Here is a 25,586-nt window from a genome sequence, read left to right on the forward strand (position 1 = left end):
CGTGCGTACGACAATCCCGGGGGAGCAGACTGGGGGTTATGACGGAGACGGTGGACGCGGTCGTCGTCGGCGCCGGTCACAACGGACTCGTGGCGGCCAATCTGCTGGCCGACGCGGGCTGGGACGTGGCCGTGCTGGAGGCGACCGAGCACGTCGGCGGCGCGGTCCGCTCGGCCGAGCTGGTCAGGCCCGGGTTCCGCAGCGACGTGTGCAGCTCGTTCTACCCGCTGGGTGCCGCGTCCCCGGTGTTCACCGCCCTCGATCTCGAGGCGCACGGGCTGCGCTGGACCCACGCCCCCGAGGTCGTGGCGCACCTCTTCCCCGACGGCCGCGGGGCGGTGCTCAGCCGCGAGCTGGACCTCACGGCGGAGTCGCTGGACGGCTTCGCGCCGGGGGACGGCGAGCGGTTCAAGCGGCTGTACCGCGAGTGGCGCGCACTGTCCGACGACCTGGTCCCCGCACTGCTCACCCCGTTCCCACCCGTCCGCTCCGGCGCCCGGCTGGCGGCCCGCGCGGGCCTCGGCGGAGCGCTGCGGCTGGGCCGGCGGTTCCTGGCCCCCGCGCGGGTGCTCGGCGAGGAGCTGTTCCGCGGCGAGGGCGCCCGGATGCTGCTCGAAGGCCTCGCCCTGCACACCGACCTGGCCCCCGACGACGCGGCCAGCGGCGCGTACGGCTGGCTGCTCGCCATGCTGGGCCAGCAGTACGGCTTCCCGGTGCCGGTCGGCGGGGCACAGGAGCTCACCGACGCGCTGGTCCGCCGGTTCGACGGGGTGATCCACCGCCGGTCGCCGGTCGAGCGGGTGATCGTCGGCGCCGGCCGGGCGCTGGGCGTGCGCTGCTCGGACGGCCGCCTGTTCCGGGCCCGCAAGGCGGTGCTCGCCGACGTCGCGGCGCCCACGCTGTACCGCAGCCTCGTCGACGCCGGGGAGCTGCCCGCGCGGCTGCTGGAGGATCTCGCCGGCTTCCGCTGGGACAACCCGACGCTGAAGGTCGACTGGGCGCTCTCCGGGCCGGTGCCGTGGCTCGCTCCCGAGGTGAGCGGGGCCGGCACGATCCACCTCGGCGCCGACCCGCACCGCTACGCGGCGGACCTCGCGCTGGGCCGGCCGCCGGAGGACCCGTTCCTGCTCGTGGGGCAGATGACCACGACGGACCCGACCCGTTCGCCGGCCGGGACGGAGACGCTCTGGGCGTACACCCACCTCCCCCGCGGCAGCAAGCCGGACGACGTGGACGCCCAGGTGGCGCGGGTCGAGCGGGCGATGCGCGCGCATGCCCCGGGCTTCGACGACCTGGTGCTCGGCCGGCACGTGGCCGGCCCCGCCGAGCTCGCGGCGAAGAACCCGTCGCTGGTCGACGGGGCGATCAACGGCGGCACGGCGGCCGCGTTCCAGCAGCTCGTGTGGCGTCCGCTGCCGGGGCTCGGGCGGGCCGACACGCCGATCGACCGGCTGTTCCTGGCCAGCTCCAGCGCGCACCCGGGCGGCGGCGTGCACGGGGCGCCCGGCGCCAACGCGGCGCGGGCGGCGCTGGCCCGGCACCGGCCGCTGCTCGGCGACGCGTACCGGCTGGGCATCGGCGCCGCCATGCGCGCGATCTACCGCTGACGGCGCTCCGCCAGGTCGGCGAGGCGCCGCAGTACCTCCGCGTTGCGGTAGTGCAGGAAGACGTCACCGACCTTGTTCCGCGCGCCGATCATCGGCCCGTCGGTGAATTGCTCCTGCATGGTCACCCGCGTGGCGCCGGCGTCGAGCTCGTCCAGCGTGAAGCGCACCTCGCCGGCACCCAGCGGCCACAGGTGCACCTTCAGCCGCAGCATCCGCCCCGGCTCGCACTCCAGCGACTCGCTGCGGTCCTTGACCGACGCCGGCCAGGGGCCGGCCTTGTGGTGGAGCCGGGTGCCGGCCCGCGGCCAGCCCTCGTCGACGTCGCGGACGTGCGTCGTGCCGACGACCCAGTCGCTGTACGTCCAGCCGTCGGACAGGACGCCATAGACCCGGTCGGCGGGCGCGCGGACGATGCGTTCGGTGATGGACACCTCATCCTGATTCCCCGCGCGCCGCATCGCACACAATCCCGGGACACGCGCGGCTACCGTGTTGGTGTGCGTCGTGAACCCTCCACGTCCCGTTTCGAGGCGAGCCGTCTCTCACCTGCCCGCCGCGCCGCGGACGTCGCCCGCCTGCGCCGGGAACGCTTCGACGTCCTGATCATCGGCGGTGGCGTCACCGGGGCGGGCGCCGCGCTCGACGCCGCCTCCCGCGGGCTGTCAGTGGCCCTGGTCGAGGCCCGTGACCTGGCCTCCGGGACGTCGAGCCGATCCTCCAAGCTGATTCACGGGGGCCTGCGGTACCTCGAACAGCTCGAGTTCGGCCTGGTCGCCGAGGCCCTCCAGGAGCGCGGCCTGCTGGCGACCCGCCTGGCGCCGCACCTGGTCCGCCCGGTGCCCATCCTGGTGCCCCTCCCGGCGCACCGCGGCCTGACCGGGCTCGCGCAGCGGGCCTGGCAGCGTGCGTACTACGGCACCGGCGTCGGGCTCTACGACGCCTTCGCGGCCGCCGCCCAGCTGCGTGGCTCGGCGCCCCGTGGCATGCCGCTGCACCGCCACCTGTCCCGCACGGAGACCCACCGGCGCTTCCCGTCGCTGCGCGAGGATGCGATCAGCGGCGCGATCCAGTACTTCGACGGCCAGGTCGACGACGCCCGCCTGGTCGCGACGCTCGCCCGCACGGCCGCGAGCCTCGGCGCCGCCGTGGTGCCCAGCGCCCGGGCCGTGGGCCTGCTGCGCGACGCCCGCGAGGTCACCGGCGTGCGGGTCCGCGACCTGGAGTCCCGCGAGGAGTTCGAGGTCCACGCCCGCACCGTGGTCGCGGCCACCGGCGTGTGGATGGACGACATCGCCGGCCTGCTGTCCGGCGAGGGCCCGCGCGAGTCGGCCGGCATGCAGGTGCGCGCCTCCAAGGGTGTGCACCTGGTGGTACCGCGGAGCGCCATCACCGGCGAGGCCGGCCTGATCCTGCGCACCCCGACGTCGGTCCTCTTCGTCATCCCGTGGGGCGGCCACTGGATCATCGGCACCACCGACACCGACTGGACCCTCGACCGCGGCCATCCGGCGGCCTCCGCGACCGACATCTCATACCTGCTGGGTCAGGTCAACGCCGTCCTCGAACGCCCGCTCACCACCGAGGACATCGAGGGCGTCTACGCCGGCCTGCGCCCGCTGCTGTCCCGCGAGGCCAAGCAACGCCAGCCGCACAGCCGCGACGAGCAGACCTCGGCCCTCTCCCGCACGCACGCGGTCGTCGAGCCGATGCTGGGCCTGATGCTGATCGCCGGCGGCAAGTACACGACGTACCGGGTGATGGCCGCCGACGTCATCGACCGCGTGGCCCACCGCCTGGGCGGCCTGCGCCGCCACGGCGGCCTGGTCCCGGCGTCCCGCACGGCCGACCTCCCCCTGCTGGGCGCCGACGGCTACCACCAGCTGTGGACGAACCGCGCCGACCTGGCCCGCCGCCAGGGCGTCTCGGCGGGCGTCCTGGAGCACCTGCTGGAGCGCTACGGTTCGCTGGCCTTCGAGGTGCTCTCCCTCGACCCGGCGCTGCGCCGCTCGCTGCCGGGCGCGCCGGAGTACCTGGCGGCCGAGGTGGCCTACGCCGCGCTCGCGGAGGGCGCCCTGCACCTGGAGGACGTGCTGACCCGCCGCACCCGGATCTCGTTCGAGACGGACCACCGCGGCGTGGCCTCGGCGACGGACGCGGCCCAGGTGATGGGTGACGTGCTGGGCTGGGACCGCGCGACCCGGTCCCGGGAGGTGGACCACTACCTGGCGCGGGTGGCGGCCGAGCAGGAGTCGCAGCGCATGCCGGACGACCTGACCGCGGACGCGGCCCGGCTGGGCGCCCCGGACGTCCGCGGCTTCATGGCCGACCGCGCCTCCGTCTAGCCGCGCCCCATGATCGTGGGAACCATTTGGCTGCCCGGCAGCCAGATGGTTCCCTTGATCATGGCCGGGCGGAGGCTAGAAGATCTTGCCCGGGTTCAGGATGTTGTCCGGATCCAGCGCTGCCTTGATCGAGCGGTGCGCCTTCAGGCCCGTCGGGCCGATCTCCCGCGCCAGCCAGTCGCGCTTCAACAGCCCCACGCCGTGCTCACCCGTCGACGTGCCGCCCAGGGACAGCCCGAGGGACATGATCGCGTCGAAGACCTTCTGGCCCTGCGCGATGCTCACCGGGTCCGACCGGTCGATCACGATGATCGGGTGCAGGTTGCCGTCGCCCGCGTGGCCCACCGTGGCCACCACCATGCCGTGTTCGGTGGAGATGCGCTCGATGCCCTCGATCAGCTCCACCAGCCGCGTGCGCGGGACGGCCACGTCGTCCACCATGACGCCGCCGCCGGCCGGGAACAGGTTCGCCGCGAACTGCTCCAGCGCCGGGTGGGCCAGGCGGCGCGCCGCCAGCAGCGCGTCGGCCTCCGCCGCGTCCGAGGCCACGTACACGTCGGCCGCGCGGGCCTCGTGGCACGTCGCCGCCAGCCGGGCCAGGTCGTCCGGGGCGCGGCTGCCGGAGTCGACCGCCGCGATGAGCAGGGCGGCGGCGGTCGTCGGGAGGTCCATCGGGCGGTACGCCTCGATCGCGCTCAACGTGACCCGGTCGATGACCTCCAGCATGCTCGGCTGCAGGCCGGAGCGGACGATTCCGGACACGGCCGCGCCGGCGGCGGCGAACGTGTCGAAGACGGCGACCAGGGTCAGGGCCGGCTCCGGCGCCGGGCGGAGCCGGACGGTGACCTCGGTGATGACGCCGAGCGTGCCCTCGGAGCCGACGAACAGGCTGGTCAGGTCGTAGCCGGCGACGCCCTTCGCGGTGCGGCGGCCGCAGTGCAGGACCTCGCCGCTGGCCAGCACGACCTCCAGGCCGATGACGTATTCGCTCGTCACGCCGTACTTCACGCAGCACATGCCGCCCGCGTCCGTCGACACGTTCCCGCCGATGGTCGACTGCTCCCATGAGCCCGGGTCCGGCGGGTAGTACAGGCCCTTCTCGGCCACGGCCCGGTGCAGCTGCGCGTTGACGACGCCCGGCTGGACGACCGCGATGTGGTTCTCCGTGTCGATGTCCACGATCTCGTTCATCGCGGTCAGTGACAGGACGATCGCGCCCTCGATCGCGTTCGCGCCGCCGGCCAGGCCGGAGCGGGCGCCCTGCGGGATCACGGGCACCCGGTGCCGGCTCGCTGCGCGCAGGACCGCCGAGACCTGCCCCGTCGTGCGCGGCCGCACGACGACCGAGGGCGTGCCGTAGGGCACCAGGTCGGCCTCGTCATGCCGGTACGACATGACGAGGTCGGGGTCGGTCAGCACGCCACCCTCGTGAGGCAGCGCCGCGCGAAGTTCCTCAACGAGATCCATACCTGGCACGCTAGTGGGTGTGCTCTACATAGACACGCCGCGGTGGCCCGCTCATGGTCGACTTTGGTCACACCTCGTCAGTGACGTGTCGCCGGCCGAGCTCCACGCCTTCGCGGAGCTGATCGGCGCGCCGCGGCGCGGGTTCGAGCGCGACCACTACGACATACCCGCCGACCGCGTGCAGGCGGCGATCTGGCTGGGCGCCCGGTTGACGTCGTCCAGGGAGATCATCGAGCGCCTGCATGCGGCCGGGCTGCGCCGCCCGCGGCATTTGTCCAGATCGACAACCGCAAAATAGCAGCTCAGGCCTTGTGGAAACGAGAACGTTAGGACACCCTTGCTTAGGCAAGCCTAAGCAAGGAGTACGGCCGTGTATGTCTGCATCTGCCACCGGGTCAGGGAGTGCGAGGTCCGGCAGGCCATCCGCGCCGGTGCGCACAGTGAGGACGCCGTCGGTGACGAGTGCGGTGCCGGCACCGGCTGCGGCACCTGCCTCGACCGCATCGCCGACCTGATCGACGCGGAAGCGACAAATGCCGTGTTGCCCGCTTTGGCCTAAAAAAGGCGTTACCCTGCCCACATGCAAGGGGATGCACGCGTCATCGAGTTCTTGAACGAACAGCTCACCGCCGAGCTCACCGCCATCAACCAGTACTTCCTGCACGCCAAGATGCAGGAGAACTGGGGCTACACGATTCTCGCCAAGCACACCAGGCACGAGTCGATCGACGAGATGAAGCACGCGGAGGTGCTCACCGATCGGATCCTGTTCCTGGAGGCCCTGCCGAACTACCAGCGCCTGTTCGCGCTGCGCATCGGCGAGACGGTCCCGGAGCAGTTCAGGTGCGACATGCAGGTCGAGATGGAGGCCATCGACCGGCTGCGCCGGGGGATCGAGTACATGCGCTCGATCGGCGACGTCACCTCGGCGAACATCTTCGAGGACATCCTGGCCGACGAGGAGCACCACGTCGACTACCTGGAGACCCAGCTCGGGCTGATCGAGAAGCTGGGGGAGGCGTTGTACCTCCAGAACGTCACCGAGCACCCAGAAGCGTCCTGATCTCCGTCCGCAGGTTCGCGTGTGCGCGGGCGGTCCAGGCCGCCCGCGAAGGAACGGCGCGATAGAGCTCGGGCAGCTCCAGCAGCTGCTGGAGGATCGCCGCCCGGCCCGGCCGGAACACCTCGTCCGGCACGGCCGCGTACTCCTCCCGTACCGCCGCCGCATACCGCTCGTAGTCGGGCCGGTCCGCCGCCAGGATCGCCAGGTCGGCGTCCGCGAGCAGGGCGCCGTTGCGGTCGCCGGGCGCCACCCGGTGCCCCGCGGTGAGCCGCACCAGCCGCGCGACCTCCTCGGCGCGGGATGCGGGCCACCCCAGCCGCGAAAGGCGGTCGAGTGCCAGTTGGGCGCTCTGCTCCTCGTTGTCCTGCGCGAACGGGACGTAGACCGCGTCGTGGAACCAGGCCGCCAGCCGAACGGCGTCGGCATCGTCGGCCAGAACCGAGTGCTCATCGATGACGCGAAGCATCGCCGCCAGGTGTTCCAGGGTGTGGTACCGCCGGTGCGGCTCCGAGTACCGCGCGATCAGGTCCGGTCCGACGACGGAGTCGCCCGGGAAGAGCCACTGCTCGATCACACCGACGAGCCTAGATCCTTGAGGGTCGCGACGATGTGGTCGAGGCTGGCGGCGCGACCGGCCGCGCGGTCCCTGGGGTAGGCCGAGAGCATCGGCAGCGTCGCGGACCGTAGCGTCTGTTCGTCGGGCGGCTCCGTGAGCCGGTGCTTGGCGCGCAGGTTGTCGGCGGCGCCGACCAGCCGGGCCGCGTGGGCCGGGTCATCGGGCGCCAGCAGGGCGGCCACCACGTCGAGCGAGATCGCCAGGTCCAGCCGGTCGCCCACCTCGTGCCGGGTGACCAGCGCCGCCACCAGCAGCCGCAGCGCCTCGGCCGGGTCGCCGTCGGCCCGGGCGGCCAGGCCGAGCTGGTGCTGGGCCATCGCGGCGCCGAACGCGTCGCCGATCTGCCGGCTCAGCGCCAGGCTCTCGCCGAGCGCGGCGCGGGCCGCCGCCACGTCGCCCCGCGCGAGCATGATCTGCCCGCGGCACTCCAGCGCGAGCAGGATCCCGCGGGTGTTGCCGTTCGCCCGCTCCAGGTCGAGGCACTCGCCCGCGTAGCGCTCGGCCGCCGCCAGCTCGCCGCGGCTCAGCGACACCTTGCTCAGGTTGCCCAGCGCCGCCGCCACCCCCGGCGGCACACCCAGCTCCCGCCAGACGACCAGGCTCTGCTCGAAGTGCGCGACGGCGGCCTCGTGGTCGCCGCCGCCGATCGCCGCGATGCCGAGCGCGTTGTGCGCGTGGCCGATCGTCGCCCGGTCGCCGGCCGCGGTGGCCCGGCCGAGACTGTCGACAGCGAACCCGTAGGCGGTCTCGTGCTCGTCCTGCGTGGCGGCCAGGATCGCGGCGCCGTGCAGCAGCCGCGCCCGCACGTCGTCGCCCAGCTCGTCGGGCGCCGCCAGCACGAGGGCCAGCCAGTCCCGCCCCTCGCCGATGTGGGCGCCATTTCGCCAGTACCGCCAGAGCCCGAGACACACGCGAGCCTTCGTCCGCCCGTCGGCGTGCTCGAACGCGGCCCGGACGTTCAGGTAGTCGGCCTCCACCCGGCCGGTCCACTCCACCTGCTCCGGCCCGGCCAGCCCGACCTCCGGCGCCGCACCGCCCCGGGAGGTCGGTGGTGGCGTAGACGACCGCCGGCCCGGCCGGTCGAGGCTCGCCGACGTCGGCGAACGCGAGCTGCGCCTCGACGCCCCGCATCCGGGCGATCTTGCGCACCTCGGCCAGGAACCGGGTGTGCCCGGCACCCGTCGGGCCGGCGACGCGCAGCGCGCCCGGCAGCCCGGCCGCGACCCGGGTCAGGAACTCCTGCGCGACGGTGAGCTGGCCGTCGCGCTCCCACAGCCGCGACGACCCGTCCGCGGCGGTCGCCTCGACGTGTCGCCCACGGCCTGCCCGCGCCCGCGCCGTTTGGCCAGGTAGTTGCGGCGGTCGGCGGCTGCGACGAGGGCCTCGGCGTCGGCGCCGTCGGCGGGGCTGCTCGCCACTCCGAGGCTGATCGAGAGATGCAGCGGCGGGGTCCCCGGGAACTCGCGGGCCCGGACCTCGTCAGCGAGCCGGATCGCCAGCCGGAGTGCCTCCTCCGGCCCGGTGTGCGGCAGCAGCAGCACGAACTCGTCGCCGCCGTAGCGGCACAGCAGGTCGTCGGAGCGGATCAGCTCCTGGATCCGCTCGGCGAGCTGGCGCAGCAGGACGTCGCCGCGCTGGTGGCCGAAGGCGTCGTTGACCGTCTTGAAGTGGTCGACGTCGAACAGGAGCAGCCTGGCGGCGTCCAGGGTGCCGTCGCGGTGCAGCAGGTCGTCGAGGGCGGCGCGCGGTCGAGGCCTGGTACGACGACACGTGGTCCGGGCACTACTGGTCCGGCGGCACCTGGTCCGGCCATTACTGGAGCGGTCACTACTGGAGCTCCCGCACCTGGTCCGCCAAGCGCTGGAAGTAACGGGTTCAGGCGGCCGGGCTCCGCAGCGTCTCGAGGTCTCTGACGAGGCCGTCGAACGCTGCGTCCCGGTCGTCGGCGCGCAGCACCGCCGACGGGTGGATGGTCGCGACCAGCACCGCGCCGGGCGCGGCCGGGAACTCCTCCGGCACGGCCAGCGGTACGCCCCGCTGCTGCGTCACCCGGAACGACGGGCCCAACAGCGCCTTGCCGGCGGTGGCCCCGAGCGCGACCACCTGGGCCGGGCGCAGCTGCCGGAACTCCTCGACCAGCCAGGGCCGGCAGGCGGTGATCTCGCGCTGGTCGGGCGTCTGGTGGATGCGCCGCTTGCCGGGCGCCGACGCGCGGTACTTGAAGTGTTTGACGGCGTTGGTGACGTACATCAGCCCGCGGTCCAGCCCGGCCGCGTCGAACGCGCGGTCCAGCAGCTTCCCGGCCGGCCCGACGAACGGCTCGCCGCGGCGGTCCTCGACGTCGCCGGGCTGCTCGCCGACGACCAGGATCCGGGCCCCGGCCGCGCCCGCGCCGAAGACGGCCTGCGTGGCGTCCCGGTACAGCGGGCACCCGCGGCAGCGCTGCACGGCCTCGCGTAGCTCGTCGAGGTCGGCGCCCTCCGGGACGTACTCCTCAGCCGACATACGGTTGGACATACCCGCCACCGGCCGGGTGACACAGGGCCTACTTCTTGGGCTTCCGCAACTGCTGGCCGGTCAGCGCGTCGGGGCCCTTGCCGGCCAGGCAGCGGAACGTCGTCGGGCCGGCCTGCTGCGCCTCCAGGGTCGGCAGGATCACGTCCGTCTTCCAGGCCGTGGCGTTGATGTCGACGAGGATGAGCACGCCGCGGCCGCACACCTCGCGCACCGGCGACTGCGACGTGCTGCTGACCCGGCTGCCCTTGTTGAGCTCGCCGAACGCGAACAGCTCCCAGGTGTGCTTGCCGGCGCAGGACACCGCGTTGTGGTCGGCGTCGTAGCACTCGACGGCGCTCGTGCACCGGGCCTCCGCCGGCGCGTCGAAGCCGCAGTCGATCGCCGGCAGGGCCGCCGTCGCGGTCGCCGTCGGGCCGGTCGTCGGGCCGTCCGTGGGCGTCCCGCCGTGCAGCCCGTAGGCGATGCCGACGCTGACCAGCGCGGCGACGACCAGGACGGCGCCGGTCACGAGCAGGGCGATGCCGCGCCGGTTGACCGGCGGCGTCGGCCGCACGGGCGGCACGAACGGGTCGGCCGGCGGCGCCAACGGCCCGTGTGGCACCGTCTGCTCCGGGTCGCCCCCGGACATGAACGGCGACGCGAGCAGGCGGTTCGGAGTCGGGGGAGTGTGCGCCGGGTCCACCGGGGGCGGCGTGTAGACCGGTTCGACCGGGGGCGAGCCCAGCGGTGGCACGATGACCTGCGGCACCGGGTCGAGGCGCACGGCGATGAGCCGGTCGCGCAGCTCGATCGCGCTCGGCCGGGCCGACTCGTCGTTGGACATGCCGGCCCGCAGGATCTCCATCAGCTCGGCCGGGCAGCCGGGCAGGTCGGGGATGTGCTCGTGGAACATGTCGACCAGCGACATCAGGCTCGGCATCTGGTCCTCGCGCCAGCGCGGCGGCTTGCCCCGCATCAGCGCGTAGAGCGTCGCGCACAGTGCGTAGACGTCGGCGGCCGGCGCGGGCGGTGCGTGCCGGAACGTCTCCGGCGGCGCATAGGCCGGGGTGAGGACGTCGAGCGTGATCGACACGTCGCGCCACTCGGCCAGGATGGCCAGGCCGAAGTCGGCCAGCGCCGGCTCGCCGAAGCGGCTGAACAGGATGTTGGCCGGCTTCACGTCGCGGTGCAGCACGCCGAGCGAGTGGGCGTCGGCGAGCGCATCGGCGATCTTGAACCCGACCTCCCGGACCTCGGCCGCCGACAGCGGGGCGCTGCGCATGCGCTCGGCATACGAGCCGTCACACAGCTCCATGATCAGGTACGGGTGGCCGTCGGTGGTCACACCCGCGTCGAAGAGGTCGACGACGTGCGGGTGGCTCGACATCCGGCCGGCGGCCCGGGCCTCGCGCAGGAACCGCCGGCGGTCGCGCTCGGTCTCCAGCGTGCGGTTCTCCACCTTCACGGCGACGTCGCGGCCGACGGACTCCTGCACGGCCCGGTAGACCGTGGCGTAGCCGCCGCGGGCCAGCACGGCGAACCCGGTGAGGCCGGGGACCGTGGGGATAGGGGCCGATGCGGTCACGGCAAGAACGGTACGACAGCCGCCCGGCATTCGCCGTCACGCATCGGCCACAGCCGGGGCACACTGTCCGTTCGCGTCGAGCGCCTCCGCCAGTACCGTCTCCGCGTAGATCCGGCTGCGCACGTCCTCACCAGCCAGGGTCTGCGCCTGGCGGGCCCAGTCGAGGGCCTCGGCGTTGCGCCCGGCGGCCAGCAGCGCGCCGGCGTAGGCGGCCACGGCGTGTCGCCGGGAGAAGATCACCGACGGGGCCGGGCGCTCGGCGGCGACGCACCCGAGCACGTCCAGGGCCGCCTCGACGTCGCCCTGGGCCAGCCGGGCCAGCCCGAAGAGCACCTTCGGCCCGACCTTGGCCGCGTCGAGCACGTCGTGGGTCTCGACGACGTTGAGCACGGCCCGCGCGTCGGCCTCGGCCGCCGCCGCGTCGCCCCGGTCGAGGCTGACGAATCCGCGCAGCGTCCGGGACATGCCGATGAGCAGCGGGTGGCCGGTCTTCTCGCCGTACTCGGTGGCGTCGGAGAGCAGGTCGTAGGCGTGCGCCGGCTCGTCGAGGCCGCGGGCGACCACGCCCCGCACGACGAGCGCGAGGCCGCGGCCCCAGTCGTCGCCGGCGGCGGCGAACTCGCGGTATGCCCGGCGGGCCTCGCGGTCGGCCTCGGCCAGGTCGCCGCTCTCGGCCGCGGCGAACGCCTCGACGGCGCGCAGCGTGCCGACCGCCCACGCGTCGCCGACCCGCTCGCCGAACGGCAGGAACGCCTTGGCCAGCCGCCGCGCCTCGCCGAGCCGGCCGGCGAGCAGCCGCACGAACGCCGTGGTGCCGCGCAGCCAGGCCCGCCCGACGGGGTCGCCGAGCTCGGCGAAGCGGCGCGCGGCCCGCCCGAGGGCGGCGTCGGCGCCGGCGAAGTCGCCGCGGGTGGTGCTCACCCAGGCGAGGTGCTGCAGCGACCAGGCCTGGGCCCGCCGGTCGCCGGACATGACCGCGACCTGGAACGACTCGGCGAACCGGCCGCCCGCCTCGGCGAGCCGCCCCTCCAGGAAGTCGGCCATGCCGAGCCGGCGCATCGCGTCGCCGCGCTCGTAGGTCAGGCCGGCCGCCGTCGCCGCCTCCAGGGCCTCGGTCAACGTCTGGTAGCTGCGCCGGTGGTCGCCGGCCGCCCGGTAGGCCCGGCCGGCGACGAGGAGCGCGCCGACGCGCACCGCGGCGTCGTCGCCCGCGTTGGCGGACACCTTCTCCGCGTGGGCGAGGGCTTCAGCGGTACGGCCGAGCTGCAGCAAGGCGCGTGCGTGCACGAGCCGGTCGGCGGCCGGCAGCGCACCGCCGCTCAGCGCCGCGGCCCGGTCGGCGGCCTGTGCGGCCTGGGCCGGCTCCCCGGTCGCCAGCGCGGCGCGGGCGGCCCGGCCGAGCGCCTGCACGCCGAGCGGCGCGGCCGAGCGGGCCAGCGAGTCGGGCCGCAGGCCGACCACGTCGGCGAGCCGGCCGGCGCTCTCGGCGTGCTCGGCGATGAACGCGTCGGCCGCGCCGAGGGTCATGTTGAGGCCGGGCACGTTGCCGGTGCCGCCTGAGGCGAGGTAGGCCGAGACGGCGGCGGCCGCCCACCGGGACAGCGCGGCGTGCCGCTCGGCGAGGTCGGCCTTGCCGATCCCGGCGTATGCGGCCTCGCGCAGCAGCGGGGTCGCGAACGCGAACCCGCCTCGGCCGCGGCGCAGCATGCGGCGCTGCAGCAGCTCCTCGACGGCCCGCTCCAGCTCGACCGCGGCGACGACCGCCGGCCGGGCCGGCTGGCCGGGCGGGTTGAACCGCAGCGCCTCCAGCGCGCGGGCCGGCACCGTGTCGCCGATGACGGCCGCGTCGCGCAGCACGGCGCGGGTGTCGACGGGCAGCGCGTCGATGCGCGCCGCCAGGACGGCGGCCAGGTCGCGGGAGAGCAGCCGGCCGCCGAGCGAGCCGGGCGTGAGCCGCCAGCCGGGCGGGTCGGCGCCGGCGACGGTGGTCAGGGCGCCCCGCTCCTGCAGCAGGGTGACCAGCTCGGCCAGGTAGAACGGGTTGCCCTGGGCGGTGGCGAGCAGCCGGTCCTCGTCGGGCGCGGCGAGGCGCCCGCCGCCGAGGTAGGCGGTGAGCAGGCGGGCCGCGTCGGCGCCGCGCAACGGCGGGATCGGCACCACCTCGGCGTCGGAGATGTGCGTGAGCACGCCGGCCGAGCGGACCAGCTCCGGGCGGCCGAGCAACACGATGAGCACCGGGCCGGTGAGCTCCTCGATCGTCGCGCCGAGCCCGTCCAGGGTCTCCGGGGTGGCGTCGTGCAGGTCGTCGACGATGACCACGAGCGGCGTCTCGGCCGCGAGGCCGGACAGCAGCTCGGCGACCGCGTTGGGGATGGCGTTGAGGTCGAGCTCGTCCGGCTTGCCGCCGGGCGCGACCCAGCCGGTGTCGCCGACCGTCTCCGTGTAGCCGATCAGGCTGAGCAGCAGGTCGCTGGCGAACCGGGGCGGCTCGGGCCGGCCGCGGGCGGCCCGGGCGAGCCGCTGGGCCATCCGGCGCAGGCGCTCCTCGACGGCCTCGCGGGTCAGCGCGACGTCGGCGGGCAGGCCGATCGCGCCGCGGACCAGGTCGGCCAGCGGGGCCAGCCGGCGTCGCTCGCCGAACGCGGCGCAGTGCACCGACAGCACGCGGGCGCCGCCGCCGGGGGCGAAGCCGGCGCTCGGGGTGTAGCCGGCGCCGCCGAGGTACCCGGCCGCGAACCGCTCGATCTCGCCGGCCAGCCGGCTCTTGCCGAGCCCGGCCTCGCCGGTGAAGACCAGCACGCGCGGCTCCTGCCGGTCGGCGATCTCGGCCAGCCGGCCGGAGACGCGGGCCAGCTCGGCGTCGCGCCCGACGAACGGCGCCTCGTCGCCCAGGCCCGACCGGGTGCCGGGGGCGTCGAGCAGGCCGAGCAGCTCGAACGCGTCGACCGGCTCCCGCTTGCCCTTGAGTCGCAGCGGCCGCAGCGCCCGCCAGGAGGCGAGCCGGCGGGTGGACGAGGCGGTCCGGTCGCCCGCGTAGACGGCGCCGATCGCGGCGGCGTCGGCCAGCCGGGCCGCGGTGTTCACCGTGTCGCCGATGACCGTGTACTCGATCCCGGCCTGCACCCCGGCGACGACCGTGCCGGTGTTCAGCCCGATGCGCAGGCCGAGCGGGGCGCCGCCGCCGCGCTCGTCGTCGAGCACCCGGCGCACGGCGCGCTGCATCGACAGGGCGGCCCGCACCGCACGCTCGGCGTCGTCCTCGTGGGCGACGGGCGCGCCGAAGACGGCCATGATGCCGTCACCGGTGAGCTTGTCGACGTGCCCGCCGAAGGTCTTGACCGCGCCGGCCAGCGCGGCCAGCACCCGGTCGGTGACGGCGCCGACCCGTTCCGGGTCGAGGTCCTCGGACCAGGCGGTGAAGTCGGAGAGGTCGCCGAAGAGCACGGTGACGATCCGCCGCTCGGCGGCCGGCAGGGTGGCCGCGGCCGCGAGCGCGGAGCCGCAATGGTGGCAGAACCGCGCGCCGGGAACGGCCACGGTCCCGCACACCGAACACGTCACGCCGCCACCTCCGCTTCGCTCCGGCGCCGTCGTGACCTCGCCGAACTGAGCCTCTGGTGGCCGGCCCCTCCGCTTCGCTCCGGACCGCCCACGTCCTACCCCAACTCGCTCGGGGTGGGATGTGATTCCCGCCTCAGAAAGTCCAGCTGTGCGCGCACGGACGACTCGGCCGCCGGCCACAGGACCCGGTCGACGTCGGCGTAGACCATCGCCACGACCTCCGGCGCGTCGGTGGCGCCGGCCGCGACGGCGGCGCGGACCTGCTCGAGCCGGGCCTCGCGATGCTGGTGGTAGTAGCGGGCGGCGACCGCGGTGTCGGTGAGCGCCGGCCCGTGCCCGGGCAGCGCCGGGCGGCCGTCGAGCCCCGCGAGGGTCCCCAGGCTGCTCAGGTAGTCGCCGAGGTCGCCGTCGGGCCAGGCCACGACGGTCGTCCCGCGGCCGAGGATGGTGTCGCCGGTGAGGACCAGCTCCTCGCCCCGGTAGCTCGCCACGAAGCAGACCGAGTCGCTGGTGTGCCCCGGCGTGGCCAGCGACGTCACCGTCAGCCCGTCGACCTCGAAGTCCGCGCGCACGGGCGGGTGGTGGATCGGCGCGCCGGTGAGCTCGGCGAGGCGCTCGACACCCTCCGTATGGTCGATGTGGCCGTGGGTGAGCAGGATGGCGGCCACCGGCGCGTGCTCGGCGACGGCCCGCAGGTGGCCCTCGTCGAGCGGGCCTGGGTCGACCACCACGCAACTCTTCCCGGGCGCGCGGAGGAGCCAGGTGTTGGTGCCGTCGAGCGTCATCGGACCCGGGTTGGGGGCGCGGACGAGCGTCACCCAGCCGGGCAACGCGTCGAGCACCTGGGCGGTGGGGGCGGTGACGTGGCTTACCACGATGCGATCGTACGGCGGGCCGGTTCCCCCGACACGTCACCCGACCGGCCATGGGACGGCTCCGCACAGCCGGTCGGACGACAGCGCTCAGGCGATCTCGAAGATGGCCTCGACCTCGACCGGCGCATTGAGTGGGAGCGCGGCGACGCCGACGGCGCTGCGCGCGTGCTTGCCGGCCTCGCCGAACACCTCGCCGAAGAGCTCGCTGGCGCCGTTGACGACGCCCGGCTGGCCGGTGAAGCCCGGCGCCGAGGCGACGAACCCGACGATCTTCACGACCCGCACGACCCGGCCCAGCCCGACCAGCCCCTCGACGGCGGCGAGCGCGTTGATGCCGCACTGGCGGGCCGCCTCCTTGGCCTGCTCGGCGGTGACGTCGGCGCCCACCAGGCCCTCGGCGAGCAGCTTGCCGTCGGCCAGCGGGACCTGGCCGGAGACGTAGACGTAGTTGCCCGTCTGTACGGCCGGCACGTAGGCGGCGACCGGCGGCACGACCGGCGGGATCTGCAGCCCGAGCTCGGCGAGGCGGGCGTGGACGTCGGCCATGTCAGCCCGCCTTCGGCCGCTTGAAATACGCGACGAGGTTCTCCGGGTTGGGGCCGGGGACGATCGCCACGAGCTCCCAGCCCTCCTCGCCGAAGTTGTCGAGGATCATCTTGGTGTTGTGCACCAGCAGCGGCGCGGTCAGGTACTCCCATTTCTGCATGTGGCGACAGTATCGGTGGGCACAGCCTGATATCGGTGTACCCCGCGATGTGCTTTGTGCCGCTACTGTGATGGCCGCCGCCGCACACTGCCGGGGCATAGAGGTGTCGCACAGAGGTGGGAGAGATGACGCAACCGCCGCAGTACCCGGGTCAACCGGAGTACCCAGGCCAGCCGGGCGACCCTTACGCCATGCCCGGCCAGCCGCCGCAGGCCCCGCCGCCGGGGCAGGGTTGGCCGCCGTCCCCGCCGGTGCACGACCCCTACGCGGCGCCGCCCACGTCCGCCCCGCCGACCTCCGGCCAGCCGTACTACCCACCGGCGCCGCAGCCCTACCAGGACCCCGCGCAGCAGTATGCGGCGCCGACCGGCCAGTTCCCCGGCGGGCCGCCGCCGACCGGCCACTTCGGGCCCCCGACCAGCCAGTTCCCGCCGCCGCCCACCGGCCAGTTCCCCACCGGGCCGATGCAGGGCGGGATGGCGCCCCCGTTCTCCGGGCCGCCGGCGCCGACGTCGGGCTTCCCGGGGTACCAGCCGATGCCCCCGCCGAAGAAGAACCGCGGCCTGACGATCACCCTCATCGTGCTCGCCGCGGTCCTGGTGCTCTGCGGCGGCGGTGGCGCGGCGGCCTACTTCGTCGTCAAGGGCAACTCCGGCAAGGGCCAGACCAGCGCGGTCGAGGCGGTCAACGGGTTCCTCAAGGCCGTCTACAAGGACAAGAACACGGACGAGGCGCTCAAGTTCGTGTGCGCGTCGGCGCGCAACAAGGAGAAGCTGGCCCAGCGGGTCGACGACATCCGCAAGTACGACGCGGGCCTCAGCAGCCCCGAGTACACCTGGCCGACGCCGACCGTCGACAAGCAGGAGGGCTCCACCGCCACGCTCACGGTGCCGGTGAAGGTTGCCACGAGTGACGAGAAGGTCGCAGAAACGAAGTACAAGTTCCTCGCCACGAACGACAATGGTTGGTTCGTGTGCGAGATCACTGCCGCCTGATTTCTTGGGCTGCGGCCTTCGGCTCTTGGCCTTACGTGATCCCCGGCGAGGACCAGGTAGCGTCGAAGGCGTGACGGCACGCGAGTCTTCGGACGGGCGGGGCAGCTACGGCTGGCCTGCCCGTCTGCATGTGGTCACCGGCAAGGGTGGGACCGGCAAGACGACGGTCGCCGCGGCGCTGGCCCTGGCGCTCGCGCGGGACGGCCGGCGCACGCTGCTCATCGAGGTCGAGGCGCGGCAGGGCATCGCTCAGCTGTTCGAACGCGACCCGCTGCCCTACCGGGAGACCCGGATCGCCACCGCCCAGGGCGGCGGGGAGCTGCGGGCGCTGGCGGTCGACGTCGAGGAGGCGCTCCTGGAGTACCTCGAGATGTTCTACCGGCTGGGCGTCGCCGGGCGGGCGCTGCGCAAGGTCGGCGCCGTCGACTTCGCCACCACGATCGCGCCCGGCCTGCGTGACGTGCTGCTCACCGGCAAGATCAAGGAGGCGGTGACGCGCACCGTCGACGGCCGGCGGGTCTACGACGCCGTCGTGCTCGACGCGCCGCCGACCGGGCGGATCGGCCGGTTCCTCAACGTGACGGCCGAGACCGCGCGGCTGGCCAAGGTCGGGCCGATCAAGACGCAGAGCGAGGGCGTGGCGGCGATCCTGCGCTCGCCGATGACCGCGGTGCACGTGGTCACCCTGCTGGAGGAGATGCCCGTCCAGGAGACCGCCGACGCGATCGAGGAGCTGACCCGGCTGGGGATTCCCATCGGTACCGTCATCGTGAACGCCACCCGGCCACCCATGCTGGCGGGGGCCAAGGTCACCCAGGCCGACCTGCGCAAAGGGCTGACCGCCGCCGGCCTCGCGCCCGACAAGGAGACGCTGGCGGGCCTGGTCGGCGAGGCGAAGGCCTACCAGACCCGGGTCGCCGCCGAGGCCTCGCTGCGCGCCGACCTGCAGGGTCTTGGCCGGCCGGTGGTCGAGCTGCCGATCGTTCCGGAGGGCGTCACGGCCGCGTCGCTGGAGTCACTCGGTGATCTGCTGCTCACGTCTGCTGACGCGGGTACGGAGCGGATACGCTCGCTAGGTGCGAGTGAACGCTGAGCCGCCGGACCTGGACGTCGACGCGCTCCTCGCCGACCCCGCGATCCGGATCGTGGTGTGCTGCGGCTCCGGCGGTGTCGGAAAGACGACAACCGCGGCCGCGCTCGCGCTGCGGGCGGCCGAGGAGCACGGCCGGCGCACGGTCGTCCTGACCATCGACCCGGCCCGCCGGCTCGCCCAGGCGCTCGGCCTCACCGAGCTCGACAACACCCCGCGGCAGGTCAAGGGCCTCCAGCCCGACTCGGCCGAGCTGCAGGCCATGATGCTCGACATGAAGCGGACCTTCGACGAGGTCGTGCTCACGCACACCGACCCGAAGAAGGCCGAGGAGATCTTCGCCAACCCCTTCTACCAGGCCATGAGCTCGACGTTCTCCGGCACCCAGGAGTACATGGCGATGGAGAAGCTGGGCCAGCTGCGCGCCCGCGACGAGTGGGACCTCATCGTGGTCGACACGCCGCCGTCCCGCTCCGCGCTGGACTTCCTCGACGCGCCGGCCCGGCTGTCGCGGTTCCTCGACGGCAAGATGCTGCGGCTGCTGCTCGCCCCGGCCCGGGCCGGCGGGCGCAGCGTGTTCAACCTGGTCTCCGCCTCGTTCGGCCTGTTCAGCCGCACCGTCACCAAGATTCTCGGCGCGCAGCTGCTGACTGATCTGTCCGGCTTCGTCGGCGCGCTCGACTCCATGTTCGGCGGCTTCCGCGAGCGGGCCGAGCAGACGTACCGCGTGCTGCAGGCCCCCGAGACCGCCTTCCTCGTGGTTGCGGCTCCCGAGCCGGACGCGGTGCGGGAAGCGGTGTACTTCGCCGGCCGGCTCGCCGCCGACCGCATGCCGCTGGCCGGCCTGGTGCTCAACCGGGTCGTGCCGGTGGCGGCGCCGCAGCTGGCCGCCGCCGACGCGCGCGCGGCCGCGGCCCGGCTCGACGAGCTGGGCACCCACGCTTCGACCGCTGACGTGCTCCGCGTCCATGCTGAGCTGGCCGATCAGCACGATCGCCAGGCCGAGGTCTCCGGCCGTTTCTTCAACGCGCACCCGGGCGTTGCGGTGGCCCGGGTCCCCGCACAGCCCGCCGACGTCCACGACCTCGACGGGCTGCGCTCTATTGGTTTGACCTTCGCGTAGCTGTTTCCGGCTCCGCGGGCTGGCGCCCACGGTTTTGTGGGGGGTTCCCACCCCACACCCCCCATGCGGCGCTGCGCGCCGCACTCGAGCTGTTTCCGGCTCCGCGGGCTGGCGCCCACGGTTTTTGTGGGGGGTTCCCACCCCACACCCCCCATGCGGCGCTGCGCGCCGCATCTGAGCTGTTTCCGGCGCCTCAGCCGGTCGGGACCAGCTCCTTGGTGGCATCCTTCGAGTTGCGGTCCATGGCCGCTTCGAACATCTTGCGCCAGCTGGGCACCTGCGGGTGACGGCGCAGCAGCGCACGGCGTTCGCGCTCGGTCATACCGCCCCAGACGCCGAACTCGATACGGTTGTCCAGGGCGTCCGCCAGGCACTCGTACCGCACAGGACAGCTGCGGCAGATCCGCTTCGCCACGTTCTGCTCGGCGCCCTGGACGAACAATGCGTCCGGGTCGCCATTGCGACACGCGGCGATGCTGGGCCAGTCGACGACCATGCTCATATTTCCTCTTCCCCCCTTGGACTCCCCCCGGGTCCATCCGCCGCTGTTGCCCCGGCGAAAAGCGCCCAAACCACGTCCCCCATGGCATTCGGGTGCAGTTCGCCGATTCGTGCGGCGCGACGGCAGGGTCCCCGGCCACGGGAACCCCGAGAGGAGCTTTCCGGAACATCATGCTCTGTAGTCGTCCAGTTACGCAACGTTGTTGCACCAGGTTAACCGGCCCATTGCGATCCCCCAAAGGGCCGAAGCGTGCAACCGCGGCGTCACGACCGGGTGCGATTTACCCAAAATGCCCGCACGTCAGAGATTCATGGATCAGACTCGGCTACGGGTCAACCTCACGCTCAGTGTCACGCGTCTTAGACAACGAGGGCCGCACCGTCAGGACGCGGCCTTATGACGTCGTCACGTAGTCTGAGGCGGTGACCTGGATGCGCAAACGCGAGCACGGCCTGCTGCCCAACGCGGCTTCTTTACTGCTGTGTGGGCTCTTGGCGGGCCTTGTGGTCGCTGCGGCCGCGTTCCCTGCGGTCGCGATGTCGGGCCTGGCCGCGAAGGCCGGCGCCGACACGTTCGACAATCTTCCGACCGACATCGATGTGCTGCCTTCGCCGCAGATCTCTTACGTTTACGCATCCGACGGCAAGACGCTGCTGGCGATGATGTACGACGAGAATCGGCGCGATGTTCCGCTGGCGGACGTCGCCGACGTTATGCGCAAGGCCATCGTCGCGGCCGAGGACAACCGCTTCTACCAGCACCGCGGTGTTGACGTGAAGGGTGTCGCCCGCGCGTTCGTGGCGAACCAGAACGCCGGCGGCCAGACGGAGCAGGGTGCCTCGACCCTCACGATGCAGTATGTGCGGCAGGCGATCTCCTACTCGGCCAAGACGCCGCAGGAGGTCGTGGACGCCACCGACAAGACCCCGACGCGCAAGCTGCGCGAGATGAAGTACGCGATCGACCTGGAGAAGAAGCTCAGCAAGGACGAGATTCTCGAGCGGTACCTCAACATCGCCTCCTACGGTCACGGGTCATACGGCATCTTCGCCGCCTCGCACGTCTACTTCGAGAAGGACCCGAAGGACCTGACGCTGCCCGAGGCCGCCCTCATCGCCGGCCTGGTCAAGGCGCCCGGCACGAGCGACCCGGCGACGGCCGAGGGCCTGCCGGTGGCGCTCAACCGGCAGAAGTACGTGCTCAACCAGATGGTCGCGATGGGGTATATCAACAAGCAGCAGGCCGACGAGGCCGCCGCGGTGAAGCTCAACATCATCGGCAAGCGCACGCCGGAGGGCTGCGAGTACGTGCAGCAGCCCACGCTCGGCGCCGGCTTCTTCTGCGACTACCTGCGCCGCTGGTGGCTCGACCAGCCGCTGTTCGGCGAGGACACCTACCAGCGGGCCAACCGGTTGCGGTCCGGCGGCTACACCGTGGTGTCGTCGCTGGACATCCAGACCCAGACGGCCGCGTTCAAGTACGCGCAGCAGCAACCCAACGTCTCGAAGGACCAGCAGGTCAAGCTGGGCCAGTCGCAGGCGCTGATGCTGGCCGCGATCGAGCCCGGCACCGGCCGGGTCCAGGCGATCGCCACGAACCGCAAGTTCAGTAACGACCAGACCGCCAACGGCAACAACACCAACCCGGGTAAGAAGGGCCAGAAGGGCAACTGGCCCAACACGACGGTCCCGATCGTGACGGGTGACGCCGACATCCCGGGCTATCAGGCCGGGTCGACGTTCAAGATGTTCACCGCCGTCGCGGCGCTGGAGTCGGGCCTGCCGCTCGCCACCACGATCAACACCGAGAAACAGTTCCAGTCGAACTACCGCATCGACCCGAAGAGCCCGGCGGCCTGCAACGGCCCCTACTACTGCCCGAAGAACGCCGGTGGGCAGTCCGGTCCGTACAACATGTGGACCGCCTTCGGCAGCTCGATCAACACGTACTTCGTGCCGCTGGAGCAGCAGGTCGGCGCCGACAAGGTGGTCGACGTGGCCAAGCGGCTCGGCATCCAGTTCAACACGCAGGTCGACAAGGACAACGCGGCCAACGCCAAGGGCTGGGGCGCCTTCACGCTCGGCGTCAGCGCGACGACGCCGCTGCAGCTGGCCAACGCCTACGGCACGCTCGCGGCCGACGGCGTCTACTGCGACCCCACGCCGATCCTGGAGCTCAAGGACAACAAGGGCAACAAGGTCGCCGGTGTCGAGCCCAAGTGCAAGCAGGTCGTCGACCCCGAGGTGGCCCGCGCCGCCGTCGACATGGCCCGCTGCCCGATGGGCGACCAGTCCGCCAACGGCAAGTGCGCCGGCGCGACCGCCGGTTACGCCCGCAGCTTCGTGAAGCGGCCGATCGCCGGCAAGACCGGCACCACCGACTCGGAGAAGAGCGCGACGTTCGTCGTCATGACGAAGCAACTCGCGGTCTCCGGCTTCCTCACCGACCCGGACTGGCCCGAGACCAACAAGGACATGAAGCACCCTCCGATCAACAACGCCGCGCTGGCCACGCTGCGCGACGGCCTCAACGGCAAGCCGGTGGTCGGCTTCATCGCGCCGACCAGGGACAAGTCGCAGGGCAAGCTCGTCGACATTCCGTCGGTGAAGTGCCTCTCCGTCGACCAGGCCCGCAACAAGATCCGCAACGCCGGGTTCAACGTCTCGGTGTCGTCGCAGCAGGTGGCGTCGGACTGCCCGGCCGGCACGGTCGCGCGCACCGAGCCCGGCGGTGCGACGGTCCGCGGCGGCCCCGTCTCGCTGGTCATCAGCAAGGGCCCGGGGGCGGGCGCCCCGCCGTACACGAACAACGGCAACAACGGCGACAACCCACCCGGACGCCGCAACGGCGAGTGTCCGCTGCCCTGGGTCTGCTGAGGTCCGCGGAACGACGAACGGCGGGCGCCTCCTCCGGGAGGTCGCCCGCCGTTGTGATTCGCGGTAGCCGGTGCCTTGCTCAGGCGGCCAGCTGGGCCTTCACCGCGGCCGCGACCCGGCCGCCCTCGGCCCGGCCCGCGACAGCCGCCTGAGCGGCCTTCATGGCCGGACCCATGCTGCCCATGCCGCTGAGCCCGGCGGCCGCCAGCGCGTCGCGCACGATCCCGTTGAGCTCCTCGTCCGACAACTGCTTCGGCAGGTAGCCGGCGATGACCTCCTCCTCGGCGCGCTCCTTCGCGGCCTGCGCCTCGCGGCCGGCCTCGGCGAACGCCTCCGCCGCCTCTCGGCGCTTCTTGGCCTCCTTGGTGAGCACCCCGAGGATCTCGTCGTCGGACAGCTCACGGGCGGACTTCCCGGCGACCTCCGCATTGCGTACCGCGGCGATCGCCATCCGCAGGGTCGACGTCACGAGCTCGTCACGCGCCTTCATGGCGTCGCGGAGGTCGGACTCCAGGCGTTCCTTCAACATGAACGAAGTCTATCCGTCGGATCTTGTCCATATTGGCTTGCAAAGCGGCCGGTAGGCTGAGTCAATGCGCTCGAAGACCGTACTGCGCCTCGCGACCGGCACCGTCGCGGCCGGCGCCGCTGCCCTTGCCTACGCCTCGCTCGTCGAGCGCAACATGTTCACCCTGCGCAGGTTCGACGTGCCGGTGCTGGCCCCCGACGCCGAGCCGCTGCGCATCCTGCACCTCAGCGACTTTCACCTGACCCCGGAGCAGCACCGCAAGCAGCGCTGGATCGCTGAGCTGGCCGGCACCGACCCCGACCTGGTCGTGGTGACCGGCGACAACATGGCGCACGTCGACGCCGTCCCGGCCGTGGTGCGGGCCCTGACCCCGCTCCTCGACCGCCCCGGCGCCTTCGTGTTCGGGTCGAACGACTACCGCGGCCCCAGGCTCAAGAACCCGTTCGGCTACTTCAACAAGAACAGGCCATACGTGCAGGGCGCCGTCCTGCCGACCGAGGAGCTGCGCGACCTGCTGACCGGCTCCGGCTGGGCCGACCTGAACAACGCCCGCACCACGCTGAAGGCCGGCGGGCGCACGATCGAGCTGGTCGGCGTCGACGACCCGCACGTCGACCGCGACGACTACGACGCGGTCGCCGGCCCGGCGTCCCCGGACGTCGACGTCCGCATCGGCCTGACCCACTCGCCCGAGCCGCGCATCCTCGACCGGATGGCCGACGACGGCTTCGACCTGCTGCTGGCCGGGCACACCCACGGCGGCCAGGTGGCGGTCCCGTTCTACGGCGCGCTGGTGACCAACTGCGGCCTCGACCGCCGGATGGCCAAGGGCCTGCACCGCTGGCCGTACTCGTCGGCGTTCCTGCACGTGTCCGCCGGCCTGGGCACCCATCCGACCGCGCCGGTCCGGTTCGCCTGCCCGCCGGAGGCGTCGATCCTGACGCTCATCCCGCGATGACCACCACACCGCCGGCCCCGCTGCCGACGATCCGGAGCTGGCCCCGGCGCGCCGCCTACGCGGGCATCGCGGGCGCCGCCGGCCTGGCGGTGCTGCTGCCCACCGGTACCGCCGGAGCCGGCTGGTTCCTGGCCGGCCAGGTGCTGAACGTCGGCGGTGCTCGGGTCTACCCGGTGCGCGTCCGCTCGTACCTGCGCGGTCAGGTCACCCTGACCCGCACCCCGGACACGGCCCGCTCGATGCCGCTGTCGTTCGTCTGGGCCGCCGGCCACGCCCGGCTGGGCGAGGTGATCTCGCTCGACCGGGCCTCGGTCACCCGGGAGGTGACGGAAGTCACCCGGGGCACGCTCCTGCCCGGCATCCGTGGATACACGTCCGGTTACGTGTTCGAGGGCGACCCGCTGTCGGCCCGCGGCCTACCATTCGAGGAGGTCACGGTGCCGGGCGAGCTCGGCGACCTGCCCGCCTGGCTGGTGCCGCCGACGACGGAGACGGCCGACGACACCTGGATCATCGCCGTCCACGGCCGGGGCGCCCCGCGCGGGGAGGCCCTGCGCGCCCTGCCGACCCTGGCCGAGAGCGGCCACCCGACCCTCGTGGTCACATACCGCAACGACCCCGAGGCCCCGCCGTCCTCCGACAACCGCTTCCACCTGGGCCACACCGAGTGGCACGACATCCGGTCCGCCCTGACCTACGCCCGCTCCCGCGGCGCCCGCCAGGTCATCCTGATGGGCTGGTCGATGGGCGGCGCCGCCATCCTCAACCTGCTGCGCAACTGGGACCACGAGGGCTTCCTCCGCGGCATGGTCCTCGACTGCCCGGTCGTCGACTGGGTGGCCACCCTGCAGATGAACGCCCGCCAGCTCAACGTGCCCCCGCCGTGGACCTGGACGGCGCTGAAGCTCATCCAGCACCGCCTGGGCGTGCGCGCGGCCGACCTGGACTACCGCCCGGTGGCCGGCCGCCTGGACGTCCCGACGCTGATCTACGTGGACCACGACGACCGCACGGTGGCCCCGTGGCCGACGATCGAGTTCGCCCAGTCCTCAACGCACGTCACTCTGGTCGAGACGCGTGAGGCCGGCCACTGCCGCGGCTGGAACCTGGACCCGTCCGCCTACGAGACCAACCTGCGCAACTTCCTGAAGTCCCTGTAAGGGCAGGTCGCGCCGGGTGGGGGATACCGAGTTGG

23 protein-coding genes and 1 pseudogene are annotated in these 25,586 nt (G+C 73.0%); 11 read left to right on the forward strand and 13 right to left on the reverse strand.

The features are described 5' to 3' along the window. Nucleotides 1-38 precede the first annotated feature (38 nt). Nucleotides 39-1,607, forward strand: coding sequence for a phytoene desaturase family protein (locus tag IEZ31_RS19120; protein WP_190251258.1), 1,569 nt, complete (start codon nucleotides 39-41; stop codon nucleotides 1,605-1,607). On the opposite strand, the gene IEZ31_RS19125 is transcribed toward IEZ31_RS19120, so the two are convergent. Further along, complete coding sequence (locus tag IEZ31_RS19125) at nucleotides 1,598-2,038, reverse strand: SRPBCC family protein (protein WP_190251259.1); 441 nt, start codon at nucleotides 2,036-2,038, stop codon at nucleotides 1,598-1,600. The genes IEZ31_RS19120 and IEZ31_RS19125 overlap by 10 nt on opposite strands. Before the next feature lie 66 nt (nucleotides 2,039-2,104). Between IEZ31_RS19125 and IEZ31_RS19130 the strand changes: the two genes are divergently transcribed. Then, nucleotides 2,105-3,949, forward strand: coding sequence for a glycerol-3-phosphate dehydrogenase/oxidase (locus tag IEZ31_RS19130; RefSeq protein ID WP_190251260.1), 1,845 nt, complete (start codon nucleotides 2,105-2,107; stop codon nucleotides 3,947-3,949). Between the two features lie 75 nt (nucleotides 3,950-4,024). Here the strand turns inward: IEZ31_RS19130 and IEZ31_RS19135 are convergent, their stop codons facing one another. Beyond that, nucleotides 4,025-5,416 (reverse strand): FAD-binding oxidoreductase, encoded by a 1,392-nt coding sequence (locus IEZ31_RS19135; protein ID WP_190251261.1) that lies wholly within the window; start codon nucleotides 5,414-5,416, stop codon nucleotides 4,025-4,027. Between the two features lie 19 nt (nucleotides 5,417-5,435). Here IEZ31_RS19135 and IEZ31_RS19140 point away from each other — a divergent pair, with 19 nt between their 5' ends. From IEZ31_RS19140 to bfr, 3 genes are all read left to right on the forward strand, one after another. Further along, complete coding sequence (locus tag IEZ31_RS19140; protein ID WP_190251337.1) at nucleotides 5,436-5,714, forward strand: DUF4031 domain-containing protein; 279 nt, start codon at nucleotides 5,436-5,438, stop codon at nucleotides 5,712-5,714. Between the two features lie 72 nt (nucleotides 5,715-5,786). Then, complete coding sequence (locus tag IEZ31_RS19145; RefSeq protein ID WP_190251262.1) at nucleotides 5,787-5,975, forward strand: (2Fe-2S)-binding protein; 189 nt, start codon at nucleotides 5,787-5,789, stop codon at nucleotides 5,973-5,975. 21 nt (nucleotides 5,976-5,996) lie between these two features. Beyond that, nucleotides 5,997-6,479 (forward strand): bacterioferritin, encoded by a 483-nt coding sequence (gene bfr, locus IEZ31_RS19150; RefSeq protein WP_190251263.1) that lies wholly within the window; start codon nucleotides 5,997-5,999, stop codon nucleotides 6,477-6,479. Here bfr and IEZ31_RS19155 read toward each other — a convergent pair. The 9 genes and pseudogenes from IEZ31_RS19155 to sp36 all read right to left on the reverse strand — a co-directional run bounded on the left by IEZ31_RS19155 (nucleotide 6,454) and on the right by sp36 (nucleotide 16,318). Next, entirely contained in the window at nucleotides 6,454-7,053 is a 600-nt protein-coding gene (locus IEZ31_RS19155) for an HD domain-containing protein (RefSeq protein WP_229835499.1), read from the reverse strand. The genes bfr and IEZ31_RS19155 overlap by 26 nt on opposite strands. Beyond that, nucleotides 7,050-8,090: a tetratricopeptide repeat protein gene (locus IEZ31_RS19160; protein ID WP_229835502.1), complete on the reverse strand. Its 1,041-nt coding sequence runs from the start codon at nucleotides 8,088-8,090 to the stop codon at nucleotides 7,050-7,052. Before IEZ31_RS19160 ends, IEZ31_RS19155 begins: the two co-directional genes overlap by 4 nt. 234 nt (nucleotides 8,091-8,324) lie before the next feature. Further along, nucleotides 8,325-8,822 carry a GGDEF domain-containing protein gene (locus IEZ31_RS19165; protein ID WP_190251339.1) on the reverse strand — a complete coding sequence of 166 codons (498 nt, stop codon included), beginning with the start codon at nucleotides 8,820-8,822 and terminating at the stop codon, nucleotides 8,325-8,327. A gap of 148 nt (nucleotides 8,823-8,970) precedes the next feature. Then, on the reverse strand, nucleotides 8,971-9,600 hold the full coding sequence (locus IEZ31_RS19170) for a UdgX family uracil-DNA binding protein (protein WP_229835504.1): 630 nt from the start codon (nucleotides 9,598-9,600) through the stop codon (nucleotides 8,971-8,973). 40 nt (nucleotides 9,601-9,640) lie between these two features. Next, nucleotides 9,641-11,176, reverse strand: coding sequence for a serine/threonine-protein kinase (locus IEZ31_RS19175; RefSeq protein WP_308429410.1), 1,536 nt, complete (start codon nucleotides 11,174-11,176; stop codon nucleotides 9,641-9,643). 39 nt (nucleotides 11,177-11,215) lie between these two features. Next, nucleotides 11,216-14,737: pseudogene (locus IEZ31_RS19180) on the reverse strand (adenylate/guanylate cyclase domain-containing protein); the annotation flags it as partial. Nucleotides 14,738-14,832: 95 nt separating this feature from the next. Beyond that, nucleotides 14,833-15,612 carry an MBL fold metallo-hydrolase gene (locus IEZ31_RS19185; RefSeq protein ID WP_229835505.1) on the reverse strand — a complete coding sequence of 260 codons (780 nt, stop codon included), beginning with the start codon at nucleotides 15,610-15,612 and terminating at the stop codon, nucleotides 14,833-14,835. An 87-nt stretch (nucleotides 15,613-15,699) separates the two neighbouring features. Continuing rightward, nucleotides 15,700-16,158, reverse strand: a complete 459-nt coding sequence (locus IEZ31_RS19190; protein ID WP_190251268.1) for a RidA family protein — start codon at nucleotides 16,156-16,158, stop codon at nucleotides 15,700-15,702. Between the two features lies 1 nt (nucleotide 16,159). Beyond that, complete coding sequence (gene sp36 / locus IEZ31_RS19195) at nucleotides 16,160-16,318, reverse strand: Sp36 family protein (RefSeq protein ID WP_190251269.1); 159 nt, start codon at nucleotides 16,316-16,318, stop codon at nucleotides 16,160-16,162. A gap of 125 nt (nucleotides 16,319-16,443) precedes the next feature. Here sp36 and IEZ31_RS19200 point away from each other — a divergent pair, with 125 nt between their 5' ends. The 3 genes from IEZ31_RS19200 (at nucleotide 16,444) to bagB (ending at nucleotide 19,526) form a co-directional block, all read left to right on the forward strand. Further along, nucleotides 16,444-17,313, forward strand: a complete 870-nt coding sequence (locus IEZ31_RS19200) for an Rv0361 family membrane protein (protein ID WP_190251270.1) — start codon at nucleotides 16,444-16,446, stop codon at nucleotides 17,311-17,313. Nucleotides 17,314-17,383: 70 nt separating this feature from the next. Further along, entirely contained in the window at nucleotides 17,384-18,406 is a 1,023-nt protein-coding gene (bagA, locus tag IEZ31_RS19205; protein WP_229835507.1) for an ATPase BagA, read from the forward strand. Further along, nucleotides 18,390-19,526, forward strand: coding sequence for an ArsA family ATPase (bagB, locus tag IEZ31_RS19210; protein ID WP_190251272.1), 1,137 nt, complete (start codon nucleotides 18,390-18,392; stop codon nucleotides 19,524-19,526). Before bagA ends, bagB begins: the two co-directional genes overlap by 17 nt. A gap of 193 nt (nucleotides 19,527-19,719) precedes the next feature. On the opposite strand, the gene IEZ31_RS19215 is transcribed toward bagB, so the two are convergent. Beyond that, on the reverse strand, nucleotides 19,720-20,028 hold the full coding sequence (locus IEZ31_RS19215) for a WhiB family transcriptional regulator (RefSeq protein ID WP_190251273.1): 309 nt from the start codon (nucleotides 20,026-20,028) through the stop codon (nucleotides 19,720-19,722). A gap of 431 nt (nucleotides 20,029-20,459) precedes the next feature. On the opposite strand from IEZ31_RS19215, the gene IEZ31_RS19220 reads away from it, so the two are divergent. Further along, nucleotides 20,460-22,904, forward strand: coding sequence for a transglycosylase domain-containing protein (locus IEZ31_RS19220; protein WP_190251274.1), 2,445 nt, complete (start codon nucleotides 20,460-20,462; stop codon nucleotides 22,902-22,904). Nucleotides 22,905-22,983: 79 nt separating this feature from the next. Here IEZ31_RS19220 and IEZ31_RS19225 read toward each other — a convergent pair whose 3' ends face one another. Continuing rightward, nucleotides 22,984-23,433: a GatB/YqeY domain-containing protein gene (locus IEZ31_RS19225; protein ID WP_190251275.1), complete on the reverse strand. Its 450-nt coding sequence runs from the start codon at nucleotides 23,431-23,433 to the stop codon at nucleotides 22,984-22,986. A 64-nt stretch (nucleotides 23,434-23,497) separates the two neighbouring features. Here IEZ31_RS19225 and IEZ31_RS19230 point away from each other — a divergent pair, with 64 nt between their 5' ends. Both IEZ31_RS19230 and IEZ31_RS19235 read left to right on the forward strand, forming a co-directional pair. Then, nucleotides 23,498-24,391: a metallophosphoesterase gene (locus IEZ31_RS19230; protein WP_190251276.1), complete on the forward strand. Its 894-nt coding sequence runs from the start codon at nucleotides 23,498-23,500 to the stop codon at nucleotides 24,389-24,391. Further along, nucleotides 24,388-25,551: an alpha/beta hydrolase family protein gene (locus IEZ31_RS19235; RefSeq protein ID WP_190251277.1), complete on the forward strand. Its 1,164-nt coding sequence runs from the start codon at nucleotides 24,388-24,390 to the stop codon at nucleotides 25,549-25,551. The genes IEZ31_RS19230 and IEZ31_RS19235 overlap by 4 nt, the downstream gene beginning before the upstream one ends. Nucleotides 25,552-25,586: the final 35 nt, after the last annotated feature.

It is taken from the genome of Dactylosporangium sucinum (genome assembly GCF_014647515.1).
Taxonomy (GTDB): Bacteria; Actinomycetota; Actinomycetes; order Mycobacteriales; family Micromonosporaceae; genus Dactylosporangium; species Dactylosporangium sucinum.

Excerpts from the sequence above, each read along its gene's own strand:
- IEZ31_RS19120 (WP_190251258.1), top strand. The coding sequence starts at position 39 with ATGACGGAGACGGTGGACGCGGTCGTCGTCGGCGCCGGTCACAACGGA.
- IEZ31_RS19200 (WP_190251270.1), top strand. The coding sequence starts at position 16,444 with ATGACGCAACCGCCGCAGTACCCGGGTCAACCGGAGTACCCAGGCCAG.
- IEZ31_RS19220 (WP_190251274.1), top strand. The coding sequence starts at position 20,460 with ATGCGCAAACGCGAGCACGGCCTGCTGCCCAACGCGGCTTCTTTACTG.
- IEZ31_RS19135 (WP_190251261.1), bottom strand. The coding sequence starts at position 5,416 with ATGGATCTCGTTGAGGAACTTCGCGCGGCGCTGCCTCACGAGGGTGGC.
- IEZ31_RS19190 (WP_190251268.1), bottom strand. The coding sequence starts at position 16,158 with ATGGCCGACGTCCACGCCCGCCTCGCCGAGCTCGGGCTGCAGATCCCG.
- sp36 (WP_190251269.1), bottom strand. The coding sequence starts at position 16,318 with ATGCAGAAATGGGAGTACCTGACCGCGCCGCTGCTGGTGCACAACACC.
- IEZ31_RS19215 (WP_190251273.1), bottom strand. The coding sequence starts at position 20,028 with ATGAGCATGGTCGTCGACTGGCCCAGCATCGCCGCGTGTCGCAATGGC.
- IEZ31_RS19235 (WP_190251277.1), top strand. The coding sequence starts at position 24,388 with ATGACCACCACACCGCCGGCCCCGCTGCCGACGATCCGGAGCTGGCCC.
- IEZ31_RS19170 (WP_229835504.1), bottom strand. The coding sequence starts at position 9,600 with ATGTCGGCTGAGGAGTACGTCCCGGAGGGCGCCGACCTCGACGAGCTA.
- bfr (WP_190251263.1), top strand. The coding sequence starts at position 5,997 with ATGCAAGGGGATGCACGCGTCATCGAGTTCTTGAACGAACAGCTCACC.
- IEZ31_RS19230 (WP_190251276.1), top strand. The coding sequence starts at position 23,498 with ATGCGCTCGAAGACCGTACTGCGCCTCGCGACCGGCACCGTCGCGGCC.
- IEZ31_RS19225 (WP_190251275.1), bottom strand. The coding sequence starts at position 23,433 with ATGTTGAAGGAACGCCTGGAGTCCGACCTCCGCGACGCCATGAAGGCG.